Genomic DNA, 23,343 nt, shown 5'->3' on the forward strand with positions numbered 1-23,343 from the left:
AGGAAATAGAACTCACTTGCGATATGTAAAAATAAGAGATTTTGCGGGGATGTATGGTGTGGAGGGGAGCAATGCAACAGACCTGTTAAGCGAAAAAATGATTATAAACAGCCTAACAAAAAAGAAGATACAAACCATTCGATTTGTATCTCTTTGCTATCCATAATTAGATTGATTTGATTTGTAGTGGAGCTGGAGCTTCTAGATTTTCAATTTCTTCTTCTAGTTCTTCCTCAATTCGCTCTACGTCTGCACCTAGTGCTTGAAGTTTTCCAGCTAAGTTGACGTATCCTCGGTCGATATGTTTTAACTCCATTACTCGAGTAACACCATCTGCGATAAGACCTGCAATGATTAAGGCAGCCCCTGCACGTAAATCAGTTGCAGAAACTTCTGCACCTTGAAGATTGTTTGGTCCTGTGATGATGGCTGAACGGCCTTCGATCTTAATGTTCGAGTTCATGCGACGAAATTCTTCTACATGCATAAAACGATTTTCGAATACTGTTTCTGTGATGACACCTGTTCCGTCTGCAGCTAGCAGTAATGCCATCATTTGTGCTTGCATATCAGTTGGGAACCCAGGATGAGGCATTGTTTTAAAGTCAACCGGCTTTAACTTCTCAGGTCCCACAACACGTAGCCCGTTCTCTTCTTCAATGATCTTGACGCCCATTTCACCCATTTTTGCAATAAGTGGACGTAAATGTTCAGTAACAGCACCTTCGACTAATACATCCCCTTTTGTAATCGCAGCTGCTACCATGAATGTTCCAGCTTCGATACGATCAGGGATTACCGTGTGCTCTGCACCTACTAATTCGTCAACACCTTCGATACGGATTTCACCAGTACCGGCACCGCGGACTTTCGCGCCCATCGCATTCAAGTAATTAGCAACACAAACAATTTCAGGCTCTTCTGCAGCATTCTCAATAATCGTCGTTCCCTCTGCCATTGCAGCTGCCATCATGATGTTTTCTGTTGCACCTACACTTGGGAAGTCTAGATAAATTTTCGCACCTTGCAAGCGGCCGTCAATACGTGCTTCAATAAATCCATTTCCGATCTCTACAGTTGCACCCATTGCCTCGAACCCTTTTAAGTGTTGATCAATTGGTCGTGAACCAATTGCACAACCGCCTGGAAGAGCAATTCTTGCTTTTCCTACACGCGCAAGAAGAGGTCCCATTACAAGGAAAGAAGCTCTCATCTTACGTACATATTCAAATGGTGCTTCTGTCTTTAATGGTTTTTCTGCATTTACAGTAAATTTCCCATCTTCATATTTGACATCGATATTTAAATTACTTAATACTTCTTTCATCGTGTATACATCTGCCAATTGTGGCACATCATATATGTGGCTTGTGCCGCGGCCTGCTAGAATTGATGCAGCAATTACAGGTAAGACTGCGTTTTTCGCGCCTTCTACCTTAACAGTGCCGCGTAGCTGATTGCCACCCCGGACAATAATTTTTTCCAACGTATTCCCCTCCGCGTCTAAATTATAGTCTCTTCTCTATCATCAATATTCAGTCGTAATAATAGGCGTTCCTATTGTCAACGTTGTCCCTGCGCCCAATCCTTCATTGAAGTCTCAAATTGCAACTTGGACATTCATATTTTTTTACTTTTTTTCTAATTATGGTGTCCATTTTGAATTATACGCGGAAAAGGAGAACAAACTGAGGAAGTCAGTGAGCTAACCGTTTCAGCTTAAAATTCGAAGATCCCACTCTCTCTCTCTCGTATCTTTGTTGGGAGAATCTGCTTGAAACCTCTATAGCTGGACATATAGTCGCAAATCCAATTCCTACATTAATATTGCATACTATATTAGATTCAAGTACAGATCCATTCGTTCCATGTACCGTATAGATGCCTAGGTACGTTGTTCATTGGTGTTGGATAAAGCGTTAAATGAAATTGATCCAGGAACCTAATCGCTTGGATTTTTATGTAAAGTGAGCATGTCTATTCAGTCCCACCTATATCACCAATCCATCATGCTGTTCGATCTAGAGCTCATCAATCCATCGAATGTTTTCGACGCAACTGCGTGCGGAATGCTCAATTCTTTAAACGATTAAATGTGCTCTAAAGTTTCATTTTTTTTTTTTGAAACCCAGTGAATAGTTGCTGATATGACAGAACGTCTATTTTTGCCCGCTGAACATCTTCATACCCTTTAACAGAAAGATTCAAACCAATTACAAGAACAATCAAACCTTACCCACGTTGTTCTCCTCCCCAAGAAAACGTTTATTACTATCATTTTTTCCTGAAGAAGACTAAGCATACATGGAAGTTGTAGTCAAACTTGAAAGTGCTTACTCCCACAAATACTTAAGCATTTGTGAAGAATATAGATAATCAAGAAAGAACTGACTAACCAATTGAGCAATGGCAATCGTCACGATTATCATGAGGACTTTTGCCTTCGGACCCTTTGGTTCTCTTACAAAAAGATCAAATCGAAAAGATTGTAATGCCCACCATGTAACGCCAATGAAAAACACATTGACCACAATATGTATGACCGCTTGCTGTCCCAATCCATCAAACATCGTCATCATTACTCCCTTATTCATGATCAAAAAAACGGCGAACCTACCTTTGTATCAGCATCTCTACAAATTTCAGCCCATTTTCCATCATAACTGATTCATTGTAAAAAATCCACACGATTTTTCTAGTTGTTCGGACCTATTTTAGTCCAAAAGAAAAAGGACGATTTACCCTTTTTCTTTTGGACTAAGCAATGAGCGCAGCCGCCGTTGTGTCTTGAGCTTTTTGAGCGGGTTTCTCAAAAAGCGTACGGCGTGCGGAGCCATTGCCACTCTTCGTAGCACAGCTTCTAAAAAGGACGTCCTCCCTCTTATTGATACTTCGTAATGTGCCCAACCGCCGTTATCTCTTAAGCCTTTTGAGCGGGTTTCTCAAAAAGCGTACGGCGCGCGGAGCCATTGCCACTTTTCGTAGCACAGCTTCAAAAGGACGATTTACCCTTTTTCTTTTGGACACTAAACCACTTCAACATCACACTAAAAATACAATAAACCAACATTAAAAAAAGTACTACCCAAACCGCTCATTTTGCACCATTTTCCACAAAAAACACACAATTTCTGTTAACAAATTAGACACAAAACAATGAACAAATAAGCAACTTTTCAATGGAATAAATAGGAAGTAATAGTCCCACATTTATAGTATTAGCAAAACAAAAAAATAAGACACCAAAAGGCGTCTTATTTTTGTAAAGATTATTTACCTGCAACATCAAGACGGTTTACAGCTCTTCTAAGTGCTAATTCAGCACGTTTGAAGTCAATTTCGTCTGATCTAGCTGAATCAATACGTTGTCTCGCACGTTTTTCAGCTTCTTTTGCACGGTCTACATCAATATCTGAAGGCAACTCAGCTGCCTCTGCTAAAATCGTTACCTGGTCTGGACGGACTTCAACAAATCCACCAGTCACAGCTACTTTTTCCACAGTGGTGCCTTTATTTAAGCGTACGGCTCCAACAGTTAATGGAGCAACTAACGGGATGTGATTTGGTAAAATACCGAGTTCGCCTTCTACTGTGCGAACAACGACCATATCAACAGCACCGTCATACACCTTGCCATCAGGAGTAACAACACTTACTTGAATTGTCGGCATTTGAAAACCCTCCTAAAGTAGCAAAACCGGGTTTTAATATTTGATAAAGCGCTATTTACGCCATTTGTTTAGCTTTTTCAACTACTTCTTCAATACGACCAACTAGGCGGAATGCATCTTCAGGAAGATCGTCATACTTACCTGAAAGGATTTCTTTGAAGCCTTTGATCGTTTCTTTAACTGGTACATAAGATCCTGGTTGGCCAGTGAACTGCTCTGCAACGTGGAAGTTTTGAGATAAGAAGAATTGGATACGACGCGCACGCGCAACGATCAACTTATCTTCTTCAGAAAGCTCGTCCATACCAAGGATCGCAATGATATCTTGTAATTCTCTATACTTTTGAAGAGTTGACTGAACTTGACGAGCAACTTCATAATGCTCTTCTCCAACGATTTCAGGAGAAAGCGCACGTGATGTTGATGCAAGTGGATCAACCGCTGGGTAAATACCCATCTCAGAAAGTTTACGCTCAAGGTTCGTCGTTGCATCTAAGTGAGCAAACGTCGTTGCTGGAGCTGGATCCGTATAGTCATCGGCTGGTACATAGATCGCTTGGATCGATGTTACTGAACCAACTTTTGTTGACGTGATACGCTCTTGTAATTGACCCATTTCTGTTGCAAGTGTTGGTTGGTAACCAACGGCCGAAGGCATACGACCTAATAGGGCCGAAACCTCTGAACCTGCTTGCGTGAAACGGAAGATGTTATCGATGAAAAGAAGTACATCTTGTCCATCACGATCACGGAAATGCTCAGCCATAGTCAAACCAGAAAGAGCAACACGCATACGTGCTCCAGGTGGCTCGTTCATTTGACCAAATACCATTGCCGTTTTCTTAATAACGCCAGAGTCAGTCATCTCGTGGAAAAGGTCATTTCCTTCACGAGTACGCTCACCTACACCAGCAAATACCGAGATACCGCCGTGCTCTTGAGCGATGTTATTAATTAATTCCTGGATAAGTACCGTCTTACCTACACCGGCACCTCCAAATAGACCGATCTTACCACCCTTAACGTATGGTGCAAGAAGGTCAACGACTTTAATCCCTGTTTCAAGGATTTCCGTCGTAGTTGAAAGCTCTTCAAATTTAGGAGCTTCACGGTGAATTGGATCACGCTTCACATCTGCTGGAACTTGATCTTTTAGATCGATTGCTTCTCCAAGCACGTTGAATACACGTCCAAGTGTAGCTTCACCAACAGGTACAGAAATTGGCGCACCTGTATCTACTGCTTCTGTTCCACGTACTAGACCATCCGTTGAATCCATTGCAACTGTACGAACTGAGTTATCGCCAAGGTGCAAGGCAACTTCAAGAGTAACGTTTACATCAACAGCATTGTTATCGCTCTTTTGCGAAACAGTTAATGCATTGTTGATTTCAGGAAGGTTTCCACTGTCGAATTTTACGTCAACAACTGGACCCATTACCTGAGTAATGCGACCTTTATTCATTTTTTAGTCCCTCCTATTCACTACTACTTGAAGGTTGAAGGATCTTCCTTCTTCCTTGTATGTCGGAGCGTTCCTTTTTCACACTTATTAACCGAAAAAGGAAACCCTCCTATTGATTTATTAATGAGACTCCCTACTCTGAGAGACCTCTTTTGTTTTATTCGAGAGCTGCAGCCCCGCCGACGATTTCCGTAATTTCTTGTGTGATCGCCGCTTGACGTGCTCGGTTGTAAATTAATGTTAAATCATCAATGAGAGCAGTTGCATTGTCTGTTGCAGCGCTCATTGCCGTCATACGTGCACCAAATTCACTTGCTTTTGCATCAAGCAATGCACCGAAAATAAGGCTTTCTGCATATTGTGGCAATAAACGTTCTAAAATGGCTTGCTCAGACGGCTCATACTCATACGCTGTTGTCGTCACACCTTCCGCAATGTTTGTAAGCGGCAAGAGCTTTGACTCCGTTACTTCCTGTGTAAGTGCACTTACGAAGTGGTTGTACCACACGTATAGCTCATCAAACACCCCATCAGAAAACATCTCAACTGTTGTCTTCGCCAAATTTTTAATATCGTTAAAATCTGGTTGATCCGCTAGCCCAGTGATTTCTTGAATGATTGGAAGATTACGTTTTTTGAATAAGTCACGTCCGATTCGACCGATGACAATAATTCCGTACTCATCAGGTGATTTATGACGCTCACTAATCGTTTTGAGAAGGGAACGAATTAAACTTGCATTGTAACCTCCAGCTAACCCACGGTCAGAAGTGATCACAACATAGCCCGTTTTCTTTACCGGACGCTCTTCTAGCATCGGGTGAGAAACTTCTGTTGAAGAAGATGCAATACTTGCTACCACCTCACGAATTTTTTCCGTGTATGGTTGGAATGACTGCGCATTCTGCTGCGCACGGTTCAACTTAGCAGCTGATACCATTTGCATCGCTTTTGTAATTTGCTTTGTCTTCTTTGTCGAAGTAATTCGTCCTTTTATATCTCGCATTGAAGCCATTTCTTTTCACCACCTTTTCGCAAAAACTAATCCGATCTACCTAAGATGTTCAAATGTCAGTTGAACAAATACTAATTAGTTACTAGGAACGAATCCTTTTTTGAACTCACTGATCGCAGCTTTGAACTCATCTTCGTTTGGAAGACCACCAGTTGTGCGAATGTGATCAAGAATTTCTTTCTTGTTATGATCAAAGTAAGTGAATAGCTCTGATTCAAAACGAAGAACGTCTTCAACTGGGATATCATCTAAGAAACCTTTTGTTAGAGCATAAATAATCGTTACTTGGTACTCAACTGGTTGTGGTTTATGAAGGTCTTGTTTCAGAACCTCAACCGTACGTTGTCCACGATTTAATTTCGCTTGAGTTGCTTTATCTAAATCAGATCCGAACTGAGCGAATGCTTCTAACTCACGGTATGCAGCTAGGTCAAGACGAAGTGTACCAGCTACTTTTTTCATTGCTTTAATTTGTGCAGAACCACCAACACGTGATACAGAAAGACCTGCGTTAACGGCTGGACGAACACCAGAATAGAATAAATCTGATTGTAAGAAGATTTGTCCATCTGTGATCGAAATTACGTTTGTTGGAATGTACGCAGATACGTCACCAGCTTGCGTTTCGATGAATGGAAGAGCTGTAATTGAACCTCCACCTAGTTCATCGCTTAATTTCGCTGCACGTTCTAATAAACGAGAGTGTAAGTAGAATACATCCCCTGGGAATGCCTCACGACCTGGAGGACGACGTAACAATAATGAAAGCTCACGGTAAGCAGCAGCTTGTTTTGATAAATCATCATAGATGATTAAAACATGCTTGCCATTATACATGAACTCCTCACCCATTGATACCCCTGCATATGGAGCTAAGAATTGCATCGGTGCTGGGTCAGACGCACTTGCAGAAACAACGATTGTATAGTCAAGAGCACCACGCGAACGTAGTGTTTCTACTACACCTGCAACTGTTGTTTTCTTTTGACCAATCGCAACATAGATACAAATCATATCTTGGTCTTTTTGGTTTAAGATTGTATCAATCGCAATAGCTGTTTTCCCTGTTTGACGGTCTCCGATGATTAACTCACGTTGACCACGACCGATTGGAACCATTGTATCGATTGACTTAATACCAGTTTGAAGCGGCTCATGAACCGATTTACGAGCCATAACACCCGGTGCTTTGCTTTCAACTGGACGAGTTTTTGAAGTAGCAATTGGACCTAATCCATCGATAGGTTGTCCAAGAGCATTTACAACACGACCAAGTAACTCTTCACCTACTGGTACTTCCATGATACGACCAGTACGTTTTACTTCGTCACCTTCGCGGATATCTGAGTAAGGACCCAAGATAATAATACCGATGTTATTCTCCTCAAGGTTCTGAGCCATCCCCATTACCCCGTTTGAGAACTCAAGAAGCTCACCAGCCATTACGTTTTCAAGGCCATGAGCAAGCGCGATACCGTCACCAACACGGATAACTGTACCTACATCCTGTACTTGAACATCAGACTGAAACTGATCAATCTGCTGTTTAATAAGAGAACTAATTTCCTCTGCTTTAATGCTCATTGCTTTCACCCCTATCTTCTAGCGTGTTCCGGCTACGATATTGCGCTCAAGCTTATCAAGCTGCGCTTTTACAGTGCCGTCATATATGCGATCCCCGATACGGATCTTAATTCCGCCGATTAACTCTGAATCAACGATGTTTTTTAATTCAAGCTTTGATTTCTTTGCTTTTTTCGCAAATACCTTTGCGATATGGTCTTGCTCTTTCTCAGTTAACGGCTTTGTCGAATACACGATCGCTTCAGCCATATCTTGAGCCTCGTAGGCTAACTCTTTATATTTATTTACCATTGGAACAAGGATATCTGTTCGTTTACGGTCAATTAACATAAGAAGTGCATTTAAGCTCACGTCACTTAAGCCTTTAAAGCTTTCTTTGATAAAAGCTTGCTTCTGTGCAACGGTCACTTTCGGATGAGTTAGGAATTGTACAAGTTCAGGTGTTGATTCAACAACATTTTTCACAACTTGTAATTCTTCATTTACTTTCTTTAAGTCATGCTTTTCTTTTGCAAGCTGAAATAGGGCTGATGCATAACGATTCGCTACTGCTTGATTGCTCATAGCTTATCGCCTACCTCTTTAAGATACTCTTCAACAAGTTTCTCTTGTGCCTTTTCATCTAACTCTTTTTCAATTACCTTCTTGGCAATTAAAACGGAAAGACCAGCAACTTGTTCACGAAGAGCAGATACAGCTTGTTCTTTCTCACGTTGAATTTCAGCTAAAGCCGAATCTTTCAGGCGTTCAGCATTTTCACGTGCTTGATCTAAAATATCTTGACCTTGTTGCTCGCTTAGCTTTTTCGCTTGTTGAATGATTTCTTGAGCTTCAAGCTTTGCTTTTTCTAACTCTTTACGTTGTTGTTCAATATATCCCTCTGCATCTTTACGGCTTTTTTCAGCTGAGTCCATATTTTCATTAACCATTTGCTCACGCTTTTCCATTACGCCTAGTAACGGCTTAAGAGCAAATTTATTGAGGAAGAAAAGTAATACTAAAAATGCTGCTAGTTGATAAAGTATTGATCCCCATGGAATTACAAAACCCATTTCGATTCACTCCTTTCTTGGATGTGAAGATTTTCGTAAATCTATTTATTCACAGACTGCTCAGACAGTAATTAATGTTTCATTTCACTAACGATACATAAGGAATGGCGAAAGGTCCCATAGCCCGACCCTGTCGCCATTGTTATGTGTGAACTCCTCGCCAAATAAGCGATGAGCGCAATTATCCAAATAGTAATAGGAAAGAGATAACGATCGCGATGATCGGAACAGCCTCTGCAAGAGGTACACCGATGAACATAAGTGTTTGTAACGTCCCTTTAAGTTCTGGTTGACGCGTTACACCTTCAAGTGTTGCTCTTACGATAATTGCTACTGCAATCGAACCACCGATTGCTGCTAAACCTGCTACAATTGCTACTGCTAATGCTTCCATGAGAATAAGTCCTCCTTAAGGATAATATAATTTTTTTATTATTTTTAAACGCTCAGGATTGAGCTGTGTTTAATGATGTTCTACTTTGTGTGCCATGTAAACCATTGCTAGCATCGCGAAAATGTATGCTTGCAGGGTTCCAATGAACATACCAAAGGCTTGCCATATCATTGTCGGAAGGAATCCTCCGAACATCCCCACCAAACCTGATGTACCTAGGCCGACGAGTAATACCATGAGAATTTCTTTTGCATATACGTTACCGAATAGACGCATACCTAGCGTTAACGTATTCGCGAACTCCTCAATAATCTTAAAAGGTAATAGGAATGGTACAGGACGAACATAATCCTTCAAGTACTCTCCAAACCCTCTAATCTTAATTCCATAATAGTGAGTTAAGATAATAACGAGTGCTGCCATTGTTAATGTTAAGGCAGGATCTGATGTTGGTGATTTCCACCATACTTCGTGAGAATCCTTATTGTAGATTTCAAAAGGAAGTCCCAGCATATTTGCAACGAAGACATAGAATATTAATGTGAAGGCGAGGGCAATAAATTGTCCACCGACTTTCCATCCCATGTTCGCTTTAATGATTCCGCGTACGAAATCAATTAGCCACTCCAGGAAGTTCTGTAAACCACTTGGGCGCATTGCCAACTTACGAGTACCAATAAAACAGATTAAGAATACGATTAGACATGCCACAGTCGTCATTAGAACTGTTGACATATTAAACCATAAGCCGCCAATCTCCCTCATAGGTGCTATATGATCCATAATGTTTTCACCTCTTTCTACCAAATTCAATAAGCATATCTGCCATAATGATAATATAGATCAGGGAAAACCCTGTAATGACCGAAATTAAATGGAGCGTCTTGGGGTACATCAAAGCTAGCCACACACATAATATAGCCAACCCTATCCGAATTAAGACGCCAAAACTAGCAATTAGATAGGAAAACATCGAATACTTCTTCAGTCCAGAAGCAACGTCTCCAATTACTTTCGTTTTTCTGAAGGTTGTCCAAAGACTAAGATAGCTAAAAGCTAGTCCAACTATGAGACCGAGGAATTGAGGTTTATGTACGGTAAGAAAAAAACCTACTGTAAAGAGCAACAGAATCACACTTACTACAATGGTATAACGTTTCATCTTTCCATCAACTGTTAACATTACTCTTTACCGTCTCCTAAAAAAGGTTTGACAGCGTTGTATACACCGTATAACCCTGTTGAAAGTCCTAAAAATAAGCACGTGATAAGAAAGAATGGTTTTGCTCCGAACTGATTGCCGAGCCATAACCCGAGAAAGACCCCACCAACGGTTCCCCCTACGACGTAAGAAGAAATGATCGAAACGAGTACGATTGCACGTAACGGACTTCGTCTGCCATTCGTCATGAACAGCCTCCTCTTCGCATTATGCTTTGGTCGAAATTTGTAATTCTAAACCTTCACACAATTTCACATATGTAAACCTTCTCACCACAACCTTTTTAATCGTACAATAGTGAAAACCCTGTGTCAATGCGATTTCGCACTAAATAAATAGGATATTTCCCGCGTTCACACGATTGTCAAAAAAGCTCACAAATAGGGGTCAGACCCCTCTTTCACGCTTCGCAGTGATAAAGAGGGGTCTGACCCTTAATTTTCACTTTGTTTCTCTTCTGGCAGCGAGGCCCCAATGGTAATCGTCGATTCAATCGTGTCCTCTTTTCCATCTTTTTTAGCAAAAATTAATGCTTTGTAATTGCCATCTGGCAAGTCAAGATTATCCCATTCTTTTCCGACCATGCCGCGTCCGACGTCTTCCTTGAAGTCTAAAAACTTGACAAACTGGAAGGTGTCCGGGTCATACAAGGCGATACCCATTTCTTCCGCTCCACCTGGTAAGTACAGTTCATAACGGTATTCACCAGGACGATCACCGTGTCCAAAGTTAAAGGCCATTGCCCTCGGGTAATCCGGTTCTTCAATGAAAAACACATAAGGAATCGAGATTGGATCTTTGCCACCTTCAATGACAATATCCCCATGATGGATTCCTTCTGCAAGTACTGCCGGAAAGAGATCTAGCTTGACCGTAACCTCTTTTTTCTTACCTGGCTTAATTGTCGTTGCAAATGGAACATCCCATTGCAACCCATCAGGTAGCTCAAATGGTGGCTTCACATTATACGTACGCGTCTTCTTGTCATGGTTCTCAATCGTAAACGTCACTTCACGCTTTTCCCTCGGATCATCCTTTGTCCATTTTCCAAACGTAATCGCTCCTGGATACGCAAGAGTTGTCGCATCAATCGCTTTATCGACTTGAAGTCTTCCTGCTCCTTGTTCATATGGATAATACGGTTCTCCGTCCTCGTTCATAAGCTTTTTTGCCGTATTCATTAACGCTGCTTTAACTTGGTCTGGATTCCAATCAGGATGTGCTTGTTTCACCAATGCTGCCGCTCCTGCCACGTGAGGTGCTGACATACTCGTTCCATTTAGTCCTAGGTACCCTTTTGGCACGGTGCTATCGATAGACACGCCAGGTGCAACCAAGTCAGGTTTTACTTCCCACGTTTGCGTAACTGGTCCTCTTGAGCTAAATGGGGCGATAAAATCCTCCTCATTACGGTAAATCGTTCGTGCAAACTGACGATCTTTGCTTTCTTCTAGCTGTTCTAACAGCCACTCACCATCTTCTTTAGAGATGCTGACAACAGGCAGCTTCACCCCTTGCTCAACGGCACCAACAAAAGATCCAGGCAAGTTGTTATAAATGAGTACTGCTTTTGCTCCGTTCTCCAGTGCATACCTAGCTTTTTCAGAAAAAGGGATCATTCCTCTCTTGATTAAAACCATTTTGCCGCTTGCATCAACGTCTTCCCATTCTTCCTTTAGTCCATGTCCTACTTCAACTAGTTCAAAGTCTCTTTTTAAATTCCATGGCAACGTACCACCGATTGGATAGAGCGTGACTTCTTTGTCTAATCCAGGAATTGTAACAAAGGGGGTTTTGATTGGTGGTGCAGAGGCCCCAACAGATATTGCTTTCGTTGACGTTCCCGGCGAACCAACCGTCCACATATTAGGACCACTATTACCGTTTGAGGTGACAGCAACAATGCCTTCTTCCACCGCTTTATCAAGTGCCACACTTGTAGGCCAATCAGGTCCGTTCACTGTATTTCCGAGAGATAGATTAAGAACATCGACGCCATCTTCAATTGCCTTTTCAATCGCTTCTATGACTTGCTCTGTCGTCCCTTGTCCACCCGGACCTAGCGCACGATATGCGTAGATATCAGCTTCTGGTGCTACACCTTTTACTTGGCCATTTGCAGCAATGATTCCAGCTACATGCGTCCCATGAAGAGTTGGTGGCCCTTGTGATACAACAGTTTCCATTGGATCTCGGTCGTAATCAACAACATCGTACCCGCCTTTGTAATTGTTTTTTAAATCTGGGTGTGTGTAATCGATTCCTGTATCAATAACAGCAACTTTGATACCCTTTCCAGTTAAGTGTTCACCGTTCGGGTCAAGACGCCCCCTAATGTTATCTGTGCCGATAAATGGCACACTTCCGTCTAAGTTCGCTTTATATTCAACAACCTTATCTACTCGTTCCACCTCATTAAGCTCTTGCAGCATCTTTACTTCACTTTCTAGAAGTTCGATTGAAAAGCCGTTTAGTGCTCGTTTAAATGTTTTCCTTACTTTGCTCGAAGGAAAAGTAGTGGCAACCTGCTTTAATACATCATCAACCTCGCCTACCGCTGTAACAATGACAACGACCTTCTCATCTGATTGATCCACCTTTCCAACGGTTGGGATTTCAGGGTATATCGCAGCCTGAGCAGAACTAAGACTGATGCTACATGCTATCGTCAATATTAATAAACACGCAATGACTCTTTTCATATCCATCTCCCCCACCATTTTGCATATGTAGATAGTATGAACAGCAAACGAGAAAACATGCAGGCGGTGTGCTTTATCGAAGAGCGGTAAAGAGGGGTCAGACCCCTCTTTACCCCTGCACAGCGAAAAAGAGGCGGGCTCTTTATAGGCCCTACCTCTTTTTTGATGTTGTTATTTTGTTCCGAATAAACGATCTCCTGCATCTCCTAGTCCTGGAACTATGTAGCCTTTTTCATTAAGCTTTTCATCTAATGCAGCTAAGTAGATATCCACATCCGGGTGCGCTTCTTGTGTTAGCTGCACGCCTTCAGGTGCTGCAACAAGACACATTAACTTAATCGTTTTTGCCCCGCGCTTTTTCAAGCTGTGAATTGCCTCAATTGCCGAACCACCTGTTGCAAGCATTGGATCAATGACGATAAATTCACGTTCTTCTACATCTGTCGGAAGCTTTACATAGTATTCAACCGGCTGTAACGTTTCTGGATCGCGGTACAAGCCGACATGTCCCACTTTTGCCGCTGGAATCATGCGTAGAATTCCATCTGTCATACCAAGGCCCGCACGTAGGATCGGCACAAGACCAAGCTTTTTCCCTGCAATTGTTTTTGATTTTGCTGTTCCTACAGGTGTTTCGACCGTTACATCTTGTAATGGCAAATCACGTGTAATTTCAAATGCCATTAAACCGGCAACTTCGTCAACAAGTTCACGAAATTCCTTTGTCCCTGTTTCCTTATCACGGATATACGTTAGTTTATGCTGAATTAAAGGGTGATCAAACACGAAAACTTTGCTCATACGTTATTAGCTCCTTTATTCTTTCTTCATCCATTCAAGATGACTTCGCTTCTACAAGATTCTACATAAAAAGCTACTCCCCTTCAAGGTTTACAGTGAGAAATTCTCCCAAACAAAAGTTAAAGTAATATTACAAATTTTCAGCTTGGGTAATCTGCTGGCTACAAAAGGCTTTTGTATTTTGCTGCTATTTGTCACAAATACCCTGCTACTTCTAAACTTTAGGCTGTTTCGCATACTTTGTTGTTTTTATGGGGGACGTGTTCTCCACATGTTCGTTCCATTTCGCTATAAGAAAAAACGTTTCTTCACAGCAACAATATTTATGAAAACAGTAAATTTTAACAAGCATTTGAAACGCAGGTTCAAGAGTCATACTGTCTTGCCCCTCTGCACACCACAAAAAAAAGCCGGACCCCTAAAGGTCCAGCTTTTTCATCTTAAAGATGCGTATACATCGGGAATTTCGCTGTTAATGCAGCTACCCGAGTGCGTGCTTCTTCAAGTTTTTCTTCATTATCAACATTTTTAAGAGTAAGAGCGATGATTGAACCGATCTCATCCATTGCTTCAAGATCTAAGCCGCGTGATGTAACAGCAGCTGTACCAATACGGATACCACTTGTCACAAATGGGCTTTGCGGATCGAATGGAATCGTGTTTTTGTTCGTTGTAATCCCAACTTCATCAAGAGCATGCTCTGCTACTTTACCTGTTAGGTCAAGCGAGCGTAAATCTAAAAGAAGTAGGTGATTATCCGTTCCACCCGAAACGATGTTGATCCCTTCACTCATTAATTTTTCAGAAAGGCGTTTTGCATTATCAATAATCGCTTGCCCGTAAGCTTTGAATTCCGGAGTTAATACTTCACCAAATGACACAGCTTTCGCAGCAATAACGTGCATTAACGGACCACCTTGGATTCCAGGGAAGATCGATTTATCAATCTTCTTACCGAACTCTTCTTTACATAGGATCATTCCGCCACGTGGACCACGAAGAGTCTTGTGAGTCGTCGTTGTTACGAAATGAGAATGCGGAACAGGGTTTGGATGTAAGCCAGCAGCTACAAGACCTGCAATGTGTGCCATATCAACCATTAGGTATGCTCCTACCTCATCAGCAATTTCGCGGAATTTCGCAAAATCGATTTCGCGCGGGTACGCACTAGCACCAGCAACGATTAGCTTTGGCTTATGTTCTTTTGCTAATTCACGAACAACCTCATAATCAATGTATTGCGTTTCTTTATCAACACCATACTCAACGAAATTATATTGAACACCACTGAAGTTAACTGGGCTTCCGTGTGTTAAGTGTCCACCGTGAGAAAGGTTCATCCCAAGTACTGTATCGCCTTGCTCTAAAATGGTGAAGTAAACAGCCATGTTCGCTTGTGCACCAGAGTGAGGCTGCACGTTCACATACTCAGCACCGAAGATTTCTTTCGCGCGATCACGAGCTAAATCTTCTACAATATCAACATATTCACAACCGCCATAGTAACGGCGACCAGGATAACCCTCAGCGTATTTGTTTGTTAATACAGAACCTTGAGCTTCCATAACAGCAGCACTTACGAAATTTTCTGACGCAATTAATTCAATTTTGTCGCGCTGACGTCCTAACTCCTGCCCAACAGCTGCAAACACCTTTGGATCTTGCTCTTGTAATGACTTTTGATTCAACATCTCTATTCCCCTTCCAATTGCTTATATTTCGGTTTTCTAACCACTCGACATCTGATTCGCTTTTATCTTACCACAAACAATCATCTATTTCCGTATGAAATTAATAAAAATTTATTTTTTATTCATGTTCATCTGTTTTTTCATAAACAGCGCGAATGCCGCCGATTAGTTTTGGTCGGGTTTTGGCCATTGTCAAATGCGCTTCCCCTATCGTTTTGACACGACTTCTAACCGGAACAGCCACTTTGCGCAAGTGCATTCCTATAAGGGTATCACCAATATCAATACCTGCTTCTGCTTGAACTTCCTCAACTAACGCAGGATTTTTCATCTTTTTAAACGCGTAAGTCGCCATCGCACCGCCCGCTTTTCGAACAGGAACAGCGGATACGAGCTCATAGCCACGTTGTTTCGCTGTTTCCTCTTCAATGACAAGAGCCCGATTTAAATGCTCGCAGCATTGAAAGGCAAGTTTAACCCCTGTTTCTTGTTGCTGTTTTTTTAGGATACTGTAAATGGCTTCAGCGACTTCATGCGATCCATTTGAACCAATATGCGCGCCTATCACTTCACTTGTGCTTGTCCCAACAATAAGAAGGACATCTTCGGATAAAGGAAACGCCGCATGTAAATCTTGCAGCGCTAAAGTCAACTGTTCTTTCAGTTGTTCAATTGGAGTCATAACACGCCTCCTTTATGCTTCATAATCAGTAATCTTCTTTACTCTATCTGCATGTCTCCCGCCCTCAAATTCGGCTCCAAGCCAAATGCGAGCAATCTCTCTTGCAAGTCCTGGTCCAATGACTCTCTCACCCATCGCCAAAATATTGCTGTCATTATGTTCCCTCGTCACTTTGGCTGTAAACATATCATGAACAAGCGCACAGCGAATCCCTTTTACTTTGTTCGCTGCAATCGACATCCCAATACCAGTACCACAAATAAGAATCCCGCGGTCAAACTCGCCACTCGCTACTTTTTCAGCAACCGGTAATGCATAATCCGGGTAATCAACGGACGTACTGCATTCACACCCAAAATCCTCATAAGATATCCCAAGCTCGTCCATTAACATTTTGACCTCTTCACGAATATGTATCCCGCCATGGTCAGAAGCAATAGCTACTTTCATCTTAATATACCCCATTCCTTGTTTATATTATAAAACGCTCAATCGTTATTTTTAACTTTTTTGCTTGATTAGAAATCTCGTGTGCGATGCTTTCCATTTCGTTAATAACAGTTCCTTACTGCTCGGTCATTGCTGATATCTCAAACGATCCAACTGACGTTTCTTCTGCAATTGCCGCCACTTCTTGAGATTCATGTGTCATTTTCTTTATTGATTCCATTTACCGATCAATCATATGCAAAATATCTGTAATACACGCAGCGACTTCATTCACTGATTTTCCCATCTCTCAAATCGATTGATTCGTAGCAGTCCCTTGTTCAGACTGATTCAAAGCTACGGTGACTTGATTTCCAATTTGGCCGGCTACATTTTTCACTTCTGATTGCATGTTGTGAGCCAAGTTCGTAATGCCTTGAACGGCTTTCGCGCTCTTATCCGCCAAATTTCGCACTTCATCCGCAACAACAGCAAATCCTCTTCCTTTCTCACCGGCGCGCGCTGCTTCAATGGATGCATTTAGGGCAAACAGGTTTGTCTGTAACAACAGCTAGTCCACTAATGCCAATCACTAATTTCTTTCGAATACTCGCCTTGTAAGACTTTCGTTCCCCCTCCACGCTGACTCCACCTCATTAAGATTATTCTGTTAATTTTTTTGTGACTATATCTAAGCATTGTTCAATTTGTTCAGCTGTTTGTCGGTAAGATTCAATTGGCCCACCGATTGGATCAGCAATATCTAGATCATACGAATGCGGGTCGACGAATTCCTTCAATGTAAAAAGCTTCTCATTCACATGCGGATAGAAGACTTTAATCATCTCTTTATGAGAAGTTGTCATCGTCAAGATCACATCCGCCCAGCCTAATAATTCTTCAGTCACTAGTTGCGAAGCATGTTCGGCCGATATTCCTTTTTCAGCTAAAACGGCTTTGGTCCCTTCTGATGCCGGGCTGTTCGGAAAAGCTTGCACTCCAGCAGATTTCACTTCAATCCTCTCATCCATTCGCGAACGAAGAAGTGCCTCTGCCATCGGACTTCTGCACGTATTTCCAGTGCAAACAAACAACACTTTTTTCATGTAATGTCCAACGTCCTTTCTGTTTCAATACGATTGGGTCTTTTAGTCTCTCTTTACGAAGCGTTCCCCTTACTATTACGTTCCATATTATCATAACGAATTTGAAAACGGTATATGCAACCAAGGCATTTCTTTCCTTTTATTATTCCGTATTAGGTGGGTCCTTTATTGCTTTAAAAAATGAGTTTAATTCCAAATCCTATTAAGATGAAGCCTCCAAGTAGCTCTCCGTAAGACCCTACGTAATGTTGAAACCTCGAGCCCATCAATAAACCGATCCATGATAATACCATGCTGACAATTCCAATCATCAGTACCGTTACCGCAGTCTTCGCTCCTAACATCCCAAAGCTCAATCCAGCAGAAAAACTATCTAAGCTTACACTTAGAGCAAAAAGAACAAGCCCTAGACCTACTGGCTGCATCAACCTGTCGTCCTCATCAGATTTAAATGAAGAAAGTACCATTTGCAAACCAATGATTAATAAAAGCCCACCACCAATTAATGTGGCAATCATTCCAAAATAGTTTGATAACAACTTGCCTGTAGCAATCCCTAAAAGCGGCATTACAATATGAAACAATCCAATCGTAACGCCAATATTAAAAATTTGCTTTAGTCGCAAACCAAGCATACCCATTCCAATCGCTATCGAAAACGCATCCATCCCAAGCGCACTTGACATGATAAAAAGTGTCACAAACTCGCCCATCAACAACCACTCCTTGTACATGCTATTCCAATGTATGCACGCCCAAAAGAAAATAGACAGCCAACTTTGAAGTTGGCTGTCTATTTAGAGCGAGTGAGGGGTCAGACCCCTCGGCTTCTCTTCACCGCGTTAATGATATACCGAGGGGTCTGACCCCATTGCAGCTCGAGGAAGTAGCAATGGCTTCACACTTTGCGCGCCAGCTACGAGAAACCCACTCATAGCAGGCTTAAGACAATGCAACGGTTCCGCTCATTGCTTAAAGTCCACTGAAAAAGGAGAAGAACATTACCTTTTTCAGTGGCCTTGTAACATGCTACAGAGGGGTCTGACCCCCTGCTGCTTTTTCAAGTCGATTCATAATGGCGCTACCTAATCCTTCGTATGGAAATACTTCTGAAAATATCACCTCTGCCCCGTGCTCATCGAACTTGCGCAAGCTGCCATAGAGCGCGGTTGCAACAGACGCTAAATCGGTTCTTGATCCGCACGGAACAACGACGTCTGCTTCTTCATACCGACCGTTCTCTTCTTCTGTTGTTAACACTCCCACACACTTTCCGTCCGCTTTCGCCTGTGACACCAGCTCCAAAATCCTCTCTTTCTCCCGTACTAAATATAACGTACCCGCTGGTGAATAGTGCGTATACTTCATTCCAGGAGATAATGGAGTTTCATCGTCAGACAATAGCGACGGGTCAACGTCAACCTTACCAACTACTTCCTCAAGCTCCTCCTTCGTAACACCACCAGGTCGATACAAAACAGGAACGTCCTTCGAGCAGTCAAGTACCGTTGATTCAAGACCCACTCCCGTTTGGCCTCCATCAACAATCCCTTTAATTCTCCCTTTTAGATCGTGAAACACATGTCCCGCTGTCGTTGGACTTGGCTTCCCGGACAAATTCGCACTAGGCGCAGCAACAGGAACGCCCGCTGCTCGCAACAACTCTCTAGCAACTGGATGATCGGGCATTCTTACAGCTACCGTATCAAGTCCTGCGGTTACACTTGGAGCAACCGCTTCTTTTTTCTTAAAAATTAATGTTAATGGCCCAGGCCAAAACTGCTTCATTAATAAATGAGCGTTTTCTGGAATATCCGATACTAGCTCACGTAATTGATCTATTTCAGCAATGTGGACAATAAGTGGATTATCACTTGGTCGACCTTTTGCTTCGAAAATTCGTTTCACCGCTCTCTCATCTAACGCATTCGCTCCAAGTCCGTACACGGTCTCCGTAGGAAAGGCCACAACCTCTCCTTTCGTTATCCACAAGGCAGCTTCCTTAATTAATTGGAGATTTTCTTCACTTCCGGAAAAGTTATCCACACTCCAATATTTTGTCTGTTCATAACTCACAGTTCATCTCTCCTATCCCTTCCATTTTGCAAGTGTTGTCTATAGATGTCAATAAAACGGATAAAATTCGACATAAACCCTAGAAAACCAAGGATCTTACACGTAGAATCGCATGATTCCTCTCCCTATTTCGACAATATTTTCATCCGCGTACAAAAACAGGTTATCCACAACCGTGGATAACCTGTAGATAACTTCCAATATTTATTCACTTTTCCACAACTTACTCTGTTAATTCACAAGCCCACACTTTCGCTTCTGCTTTCTCTGTCGCATTCCGTTTAAAGTGCTCCGAATGCTTCAAAGTTTCCGGAACATCTTCCTTATCTACTTCCCGAAAACCCAACTGGCGAAACAGTGCATTCGTCCCTTTTGCACACAAATACACTGTTTCAATGTGTTGCTCCTCTGCATACTTCAACGTTAACTGCAGAAATTCTAAGCTAAGCTTCGCATTCCAAATCGGCGAGTCCAAAACGAGCGAACGAAGCAATCCACTCTCTTCATACTTTTCCACACCAACTGTGCCAATTAAACTTTCTTCCTCATCCTCAACAACAAGAAAACTTTCAATATATTGTTCAATTCCTTCATCACGCAATCCAGCTTTTGCTACTAACCTTTGAATCGGAAGCATGTCCTTATTCTTCGCTTTCCGCACAACAATTCCCATAAGCTCCACCCTCTCTTAATCTAGTACTAGATATGTATGAGGAGCTTATATGTTTTATGCTAGCTTTCTTATTTTCGCATAAAAATAATGCTAGAGGAAACTTTTTGTTCCTCTAGTATTCGACTTTACACATTTTCCGAAGAAAAAATACGATCTTTAATTTTCGAGAAGATTTCTACTACGAAAAACTTAACCTCAACCTCCTCTATGTCGTCCTCGTCTGTTTGCTCTACTTCCTCCTCAGCATCAGCTACTACTGCATCACCATTTGCCATATCAAGAAAGCATAACGGCGGGAATAACACACACCACCAGTTTTCACCTTTGCCTTCTCCTAGTGTAATTAACACCGCATCGTACAAACCAGCTGGATAGACAATGTTGCCGTATAACTTTGTCGGAAACTCCACTTCTGAAAAACTGACTTCAAACGATTGATCCATTCCCATTTTCGCTAACTCTCGCTCTACGATGTCTTCTATTTTTGCTAGATTGTCTTCAATCATTGCTTTTCCTTCTTCTAAGTCACCTACACCAAGAACCATTTCTGTAATCGCCGCATTCACTTCATCACGGATTTCACGCTTTAACGCTTGATCTCGTACTGAATCACTATTTGCTAGAATTCTAAGTCTAACTGCTTCTTCTTGGTTTACTTCATTATGTAAAGACGCAACAGCTACTGCGTTTTGAGATTCCCAATTCATAATTAGAACAAATAAAGAGAATAATAGATAAATAACAACATTTGGTTTCATTTCAAAAGCACCGTCCCTTCATAAAAACATTGTGGCCAGGACGGTACTTATTTAAACTTAGAATCTAGAAAAAATGTGATTGATTTTTCTACTATTAAAACAAAGGCTGTCGTTTCTCCGTAAATTGATAATAAAATGGGACAATCGCAAAACAAATAACGAAAACTAGAACTGTGAGAAAAAGGTAAGACGATAAGGACATACCAAAAAGCAAACGACAGATAGCAGGAATATAGATAGCTGGCAAAACAACAACCCCTGTTCTCCACTTCGAATGCGTCGTCGTATATTGTTTCGCTCCGCACTTTTTGCACGTCTTTTTTCCTTCTACCACAAATAAAAGCTCTCGCCAGCGAAATGTCTCACCGCATGACCAGCAGACAGGCAGCTTCATGAAATCCCCCTAACTGAGTAAAAAATAATTCCTTCTATTTTTACGAGTGGCAGTTAAAAAGGTTCCCAGAAACCTAAATCGTATAACACCCCAAACAATCAACGACCAATACAACGACATTAGAGTTCATATCAATTTGATAAAAATAGTTTAATAGGATAGTTGAATATGGCGCTATCCCCACCAATATCATTTATATTGACTGTATGATAGACTTTTCCTCTGAATTTCTATCTTGTTTTGTCCCTCATCTGCTTTATGAAGGACTTTTCCCATACAGTTCTGTCTAATTTTGTCCTTCATCAGCTCTATGATGAGCTTACATCTCTTTTATCTCGATCCAGCACGATCCTTGGTAACAGGCAGATATTTTGTATAGTAGGCAGCGACAAATAGTAACCCTAGCAGACCTGCCCAGCTAATGATCCCGACCAAATCAAGCAAATGAACAACAAGTGCAAAAACAGGCATCAGTAACATACAGACAGGAGTGACCCACCCTTTTGCACCATGGATGTTTTTCGTATTTCTTCTTCTTTTCATGAACATCAATGTTGAAAAACTAATAACAACAATTGTGATCACAATCATGATCCAATCCAACAAAACGCTCGCCTCCACCTTTTATGTAACAAACTAAAAATTCCTATGGTAATTTATGTTAACACCTCCCTCGCAAACTAGCAATCTACATATAAATACTACGGGTATATAACAAAAAAACCTGCTAAGAAAGGTTCCTAGCAGGCAAGTAATTTTAGTTTGTCATATTCCCATAAGCAAAGACCATGCGCTCCTTGCCATTTATATCAACTTTGATTTCCGTCGTTGCATAAGGGAATGCCGTTTGAAGCATCTCTTTTACGACCTGAGCTTGACCAACACCGACTTCAAATCCAACTATCCCCTTGTCTTTCAGCACTTCTGGAAGCTCTCCCATAAAGCGACGGTACAAATCAAGCCCGTCCTCGCCGCCAAATAACGCCAAATGCGGTTCATGCTCCCTGACGTGAACAGCCAAACTCGGTGCATCCGAGAGAGGAATATATGGCGGATTGGAAACAATCGCTTCTACTCGAATTCCTTCTTCAATGATCGGCTTCAGCAAGTCCCCATTTTTGAAGCGAACCTTCGCACCGAGCTCGTCCGCATTTTTTTTCGCCACTTTAAGTGCCTCTTCAGAAATGTCAATTGCTTGAACGTCTAGCGTTTCGTCCTCTAGCGCAAGAGTGACAGAAATAGCACCGCTCCCTGCCCCAACATCGATCAAGCTTATTTTTTCTTGTCGAAAAAGCTTTTGCTTAAGCTCTGTCACAGCAACGACCAATTCCTCTGTTTCTGGACGCGGGATCAGTACATGTTCGTTTACAATAAAACGTCTTCCGTAAAATTCCTCATAGCCGATAATATGTTGTACGGGTGTACCTTCGGCGTGACGTTTGATGTCTTGTTGGAGGCGCTTAAAGAGTCCCGGTTCGATTTTGTCATCTAGTATCATAAGCAGTTTCGCTCTGTTTATTTGATAATAGTGACGTAACAACCATTCCGCAACAGGCGGCTCTAACCCTCTTTCCTCTAAAAAAGAAGAAGCCCAACGAAGGGCCTCACCAATTGCCATTTCTTTCATC

25 protein-coding genes and 1 pseudogene are annotated in these 23,343 nt (G+C 41.8%); all 26 read right to left on the reverse strand.

What is annotated here, in order from left to right; genetic code table 11:
- Nucleotides 1–166 precede the first annotated feature (166 nt).
- Nucleotides 167–1,486, reverse strand: a complete 1,320-nt coding sequence (murA, locus tag SAY88_RS00980; RefSeq protein WP_332628610.1) for a UDP-N-acetylglucosamine 1-carboxyvinyltransferase — start codon at nucleotides 1,484–1,486, stop codon at nucleotides 167–169.
- Nucleotides 1,487–2,333: 847 nt separating this feature from the next.
- Nucleotides 2,334–2,570, reverse strand: a complete 237-nt coding sequence (locus tag SAY88_RS00985) for a DUF1146 family protein (protein ID WP_250096828.1) — start codon at nucleotides 2,568–2,570, stop codon at nucleotides 2,334–2,336.
- 699 nt (nucleotides 2,571–3,269) lie between these two features.
- Nucleotides 3,270–3,671 carry a F0F1 ATP synthase subunit epsilon gene (locus SAY88_RS00990; RefSeq protein ID WP_250096827.1) on the reverse strand — a complete coding sequence of 134 codons (402 nt, stop codon included), beginning with the start codon at nucleotides 3,669–3,671 and terminating at the stop codon, nucleotides 3,270–3,272.
- A gap of 55 nt (nucleotides 3,672–3,726) precedes the next feature.
- Complete coding sequence (atpD, locus tag SAY88_RS00995; RefSeq protein ID WP_332628611.1) at nucleotides 3,727–5,136, reverse strand: F0F1 ATP synthase subunit beta; 1,410 nt, start codon at nucleotides 5,134–5,136, stop codon at nucleotides 3,727–3,729.
- A gap of 157 nt (nucleotides 5,137–5,293) precedes the next feature.
- Nucleotides 5,294–6,151, reverse strand: coding sequence for a F0F1 ATP synthase subunit gamma (locus SAY88_RS01000; protein WP_332628612.1), 858 nt, complete (start codon nucleotides 6,149–6,151; stop codon nucleotides 5,294–5,296).
- Nucleotides 6,152–6,226: 75 nt separating this feature from the next.
- The gene (gene atpA, locus SAY88_RS01005; protein ID WP_332628613.1) at nucleotides 6,227–7,735 is read right to left on the reverse strand and encodes a F0F1 ATP synthase subunit alpha; all 1,509 of its coding nucleotides are present in this window, start codon (nucleotides 7,733–7,735) and stop codon (nucleotides 6,227–6,229) included.
- 18 nt (nucleotides 7,736–7,753) lie between these two features.
- Nucleotides 7,754–8,299 carry a F0F1 ATP synthase subunit delta gene (locus SAY88_RS01010; protein WP_250096823.1) on the reverse strand — a complete coding sequence of 182 codons (546 nt, stop codon included), beginning with the start codon at nucleotides 8,297–8,299 and terminating at the stop codon, nucleotides 7,754–7,756.
- Nucleotides 8,296–8,787: a F0F1 ATP synthase subunit B gene (atpF, locus tag SAY88_RS01015; protein WP_250096822.1), complete on the reverse strand. Its 492-nt coding sequence runs from the start codon at nucleotides 8,785–8,787 to the stop codon at nucleotides 8,296–8,298. The genes SAY88_RS01010 and atpF overlap by 4 nt, the downstream gene beginning before the upstream one ends.
- A 181-nt stretch (nucleotides 8,788–8,968) precedes the next feature.
- Nucleotides 8,969–9,181, reverse strand: coding sequence for a F0F1 ATP synthase subunit C (gene atpE / locus SAY88_RS01020; RefSeq protein WP_034632875.1), 213 nt, complete (start codon nucleotides 9,179–9,181; stop codon nucleotides 8,969–8,971).
- Nucleotides 9,182–9,250: 69 nt separating this feature from the next.
- Entirely contained in the window at nucleotides 9,251–9,964 is a 714-nt protein-coding gene (atpB, locus tag SAY88_RS01025; RefSeq protein ID WP_332628614.1) for a F0F1 ATP synthase subunit A, read from the reverse strand.
- Nucleotides 9,965–9,971: 7 nt separating this feature from the next.
- Nucleotides 9,972–10,364, reverse strand: coding sequence for an ATP synthase subunit I (locus SAY88_RS01030; protein ID WP_332628615.1), 393 nt, complete (start codon nucleotides 10,362–10,364; stop codon nucleotides 9,972–9,974).
- Nucleotides 10,364–10,591 (reverse strand): AtpZ/AtpI family protein, encoded by a 228-nt coding sequence (locus tag SAY88_RS01035; RefSeq protein WP_250096819.1) that lies wholly within the window; start codon nucleotides 10,589–10,591, stop codon nucleotides 10,364–10,366. Before SAY88_RS01035 ends, SAY88_RS01030 begins: the two co-directional genes overlap by 1 nt.
- A 246-nt stretch (nucleotides 10,592–10,837) precedes the next feature.
- Nucleotides 10,838–13,105, reverse strand: coding sequence for a S8 family serine peptidase (locus tag SAY88_RS01040; RefSeq protein ID WP_332628616.1), 2,268 nt, complete (start codon nucleotides 13,103–13,105; stop codon nucleotides 10,838–10,840).
- A 171-nt stretch (nucleotides 13,106–13,276) separates the two neighbouring features.
- On the reverse strand, nucleotides 13,277–13,906 hold the full coding sequence (gene upp / locus SAY88_RS01045) for a uracil phosphoribosyltransferase (protein WP_332628617.1): 630 nt from the start codon (nucleotides 13,904–13,906) through the stop codon (nucleotides 13,277–13,279).
- A 440-nt stretch (nucleotides 13,907–14,346) separates the two neighbouring features.
- Nucleotides 14,347–15,597 carry a serine hydroxymethyltransferase gene (gene glyA, locus SAY88_RS01050; protein WP_332628618.1) on the reverse strand — a complete coding sequence of 417 codons (1,251 nt, stop codon included), beginning with the start codon at nucleotides 15,595–15,597 and terminating at the stop codon, nucleotides 14,347–14,349.
- A gap of 118 nt (nucleotides 15,598–15,715) precedes the next feature.
- On the reverse strand, nucleotides 15,716–16,279 hold the full coding sequence (locus SAY88_RS01055; RefSeq protein WP_332628619.1) for a TIGR01440 family protein: 564 nt from the start codon (nucleotides 16,277–16,279) through the stop codon (nucleotides 15,716–15,718).
- A 12-nt stretch (nucleotides 16,280–16,291) separates the two neighbouring features.
- On the reverse strand, nucleotides 16,292–16,729 hold the full coding sequence (rpiB, locus tag SAY88_RS01060) for a ribose 5-phosphate isomerase B (protein ID WP_332628620.1): 438 nt from the start codon (nucleotides 16,727–16,729) through the stop codon (nucleotides 16,292–16,294).
- 289 nt (nucleotides 16,730–17,018) lie between these two features.
- Nucleotides 17,019–17,270: pseudogene (locus SAY88_RS01065) on the reverse strand (methyl-accepting chemotaxis protein); the annotation flags it as partial.
- Between the two features lie 100 nt (nucleotides 17,271–17,370).
- Entirely contained in the window at nucleotides 17,371–17,814 is a 444-nt protein-coding gene (locus SAY88_RS01070) for a low molecular weight protein arginine phosphatase (RefSeq protein ID WP_332628622.1), read from the reverse strand.
- Nucleotides 17,815–17,987: 173 nt separating this feature from the next.
- Nucleotides 17,988–18,527, reverse strand: coding sequence for a manganese efflux pump MntP (locus SAY88_RS01075; RefSeq protein ID WP_332628623.1), 540 nt, complete (start codon nucleotides 18,525–18,527; stop codon nucleotides 17,988–17,990).
- 316 nt (nucleotides 18,528–18,843) lie between these two features.
- Nucleotides 18,844–19,890, reverse strand: coding sequence for an L-threonylcarbamoyladenylate synthase (locus SAY88_RS01080; protein WP_332628624.1), 1,047 nt, complete (start codon nucleotides 19,888–19,890; stop codon nucleotides 18,844–18,846).
- A 223-nt stretch (nucleotides 19,891–20,113) separates the two neighbouring features.
- Nucleotides 20,114–20,563 (reverse strand): GNAT family N-acetyltransferase, encoded by a 450-nt coding sequence (locus tag SAY88_RS01085; RefSeq protein WP_332628625.1) that lies wholly within the window; start codon nucleotides 20,561–20,563, stop codon nucleotides 20,114–20,116.
- A gap of 125 nt (nucleotides 20,564–20,688) precedes the next feature.
- Nucleotides 20,689–21,321 (reverse strand): stage II sporulation protein R, encoded by a 633-nt coding sequence (gene spoIIR / locus SAY88_RS01090; RefSeq protein ID WP_332628626.1) that lies wholly within the window; start codon nucleotides 21,319–21,321, stop codon nucleotides 20,689–20,691.
- A gap of 94 nt (nucleotides 21,322–21,415) precedes the next feature.
- Nucleotides 21,416–21,715: a TIGR04104 family putative zinc finger protein gene (locus SAY88_RS01095; protein WP_332628627.1), complete on the reverse strand. Its 300-nt coding sequence runs from the start codon at nucleotides 21,713–21,715 to the stop codon at nucleotides 21,416–21,418.
- Nucleotides 21,716–22,045: 330 nt separating this feature from the next.
- The gene (locus SAY88_RS01100; RefSeq protein WP_250096806.1) at nucleotides 22,046–22,321 is read right to left on the reverse strand and encodes a hypothetical protein; all 276 of its coding nucleotides are present in this window, start codon (nucleotides 22,319–22,321) and stop codon (nucleotides 22,046–22,048) included.
- Between the two features lie 151 nt (nucleotides 22,322–22,472).
- Nucleotides 22,473–23,333, reverse strand: coding sequence for a peptide chain release factor N(5)-glutamine methyltransferase (gene prmC / locus SAY88_RS01105; protein ID WP_332628628.1), 861 nt, complete (start codon nucleotides 23,331–23,333; stop codon nucleotides 22,473–22,475).
- Nucleotides 23,334–23,343: the final 10 nt, after the last annotated feature.

This window comes from Halalkalibacter flavus, from assembly GCF_036663575.1.
Lineage (GTDB): Bacteria > Bacillota > Bacilli > Bacillales > Bacillaceae_D > Halalkalibacter > Halalkalibacter flavus.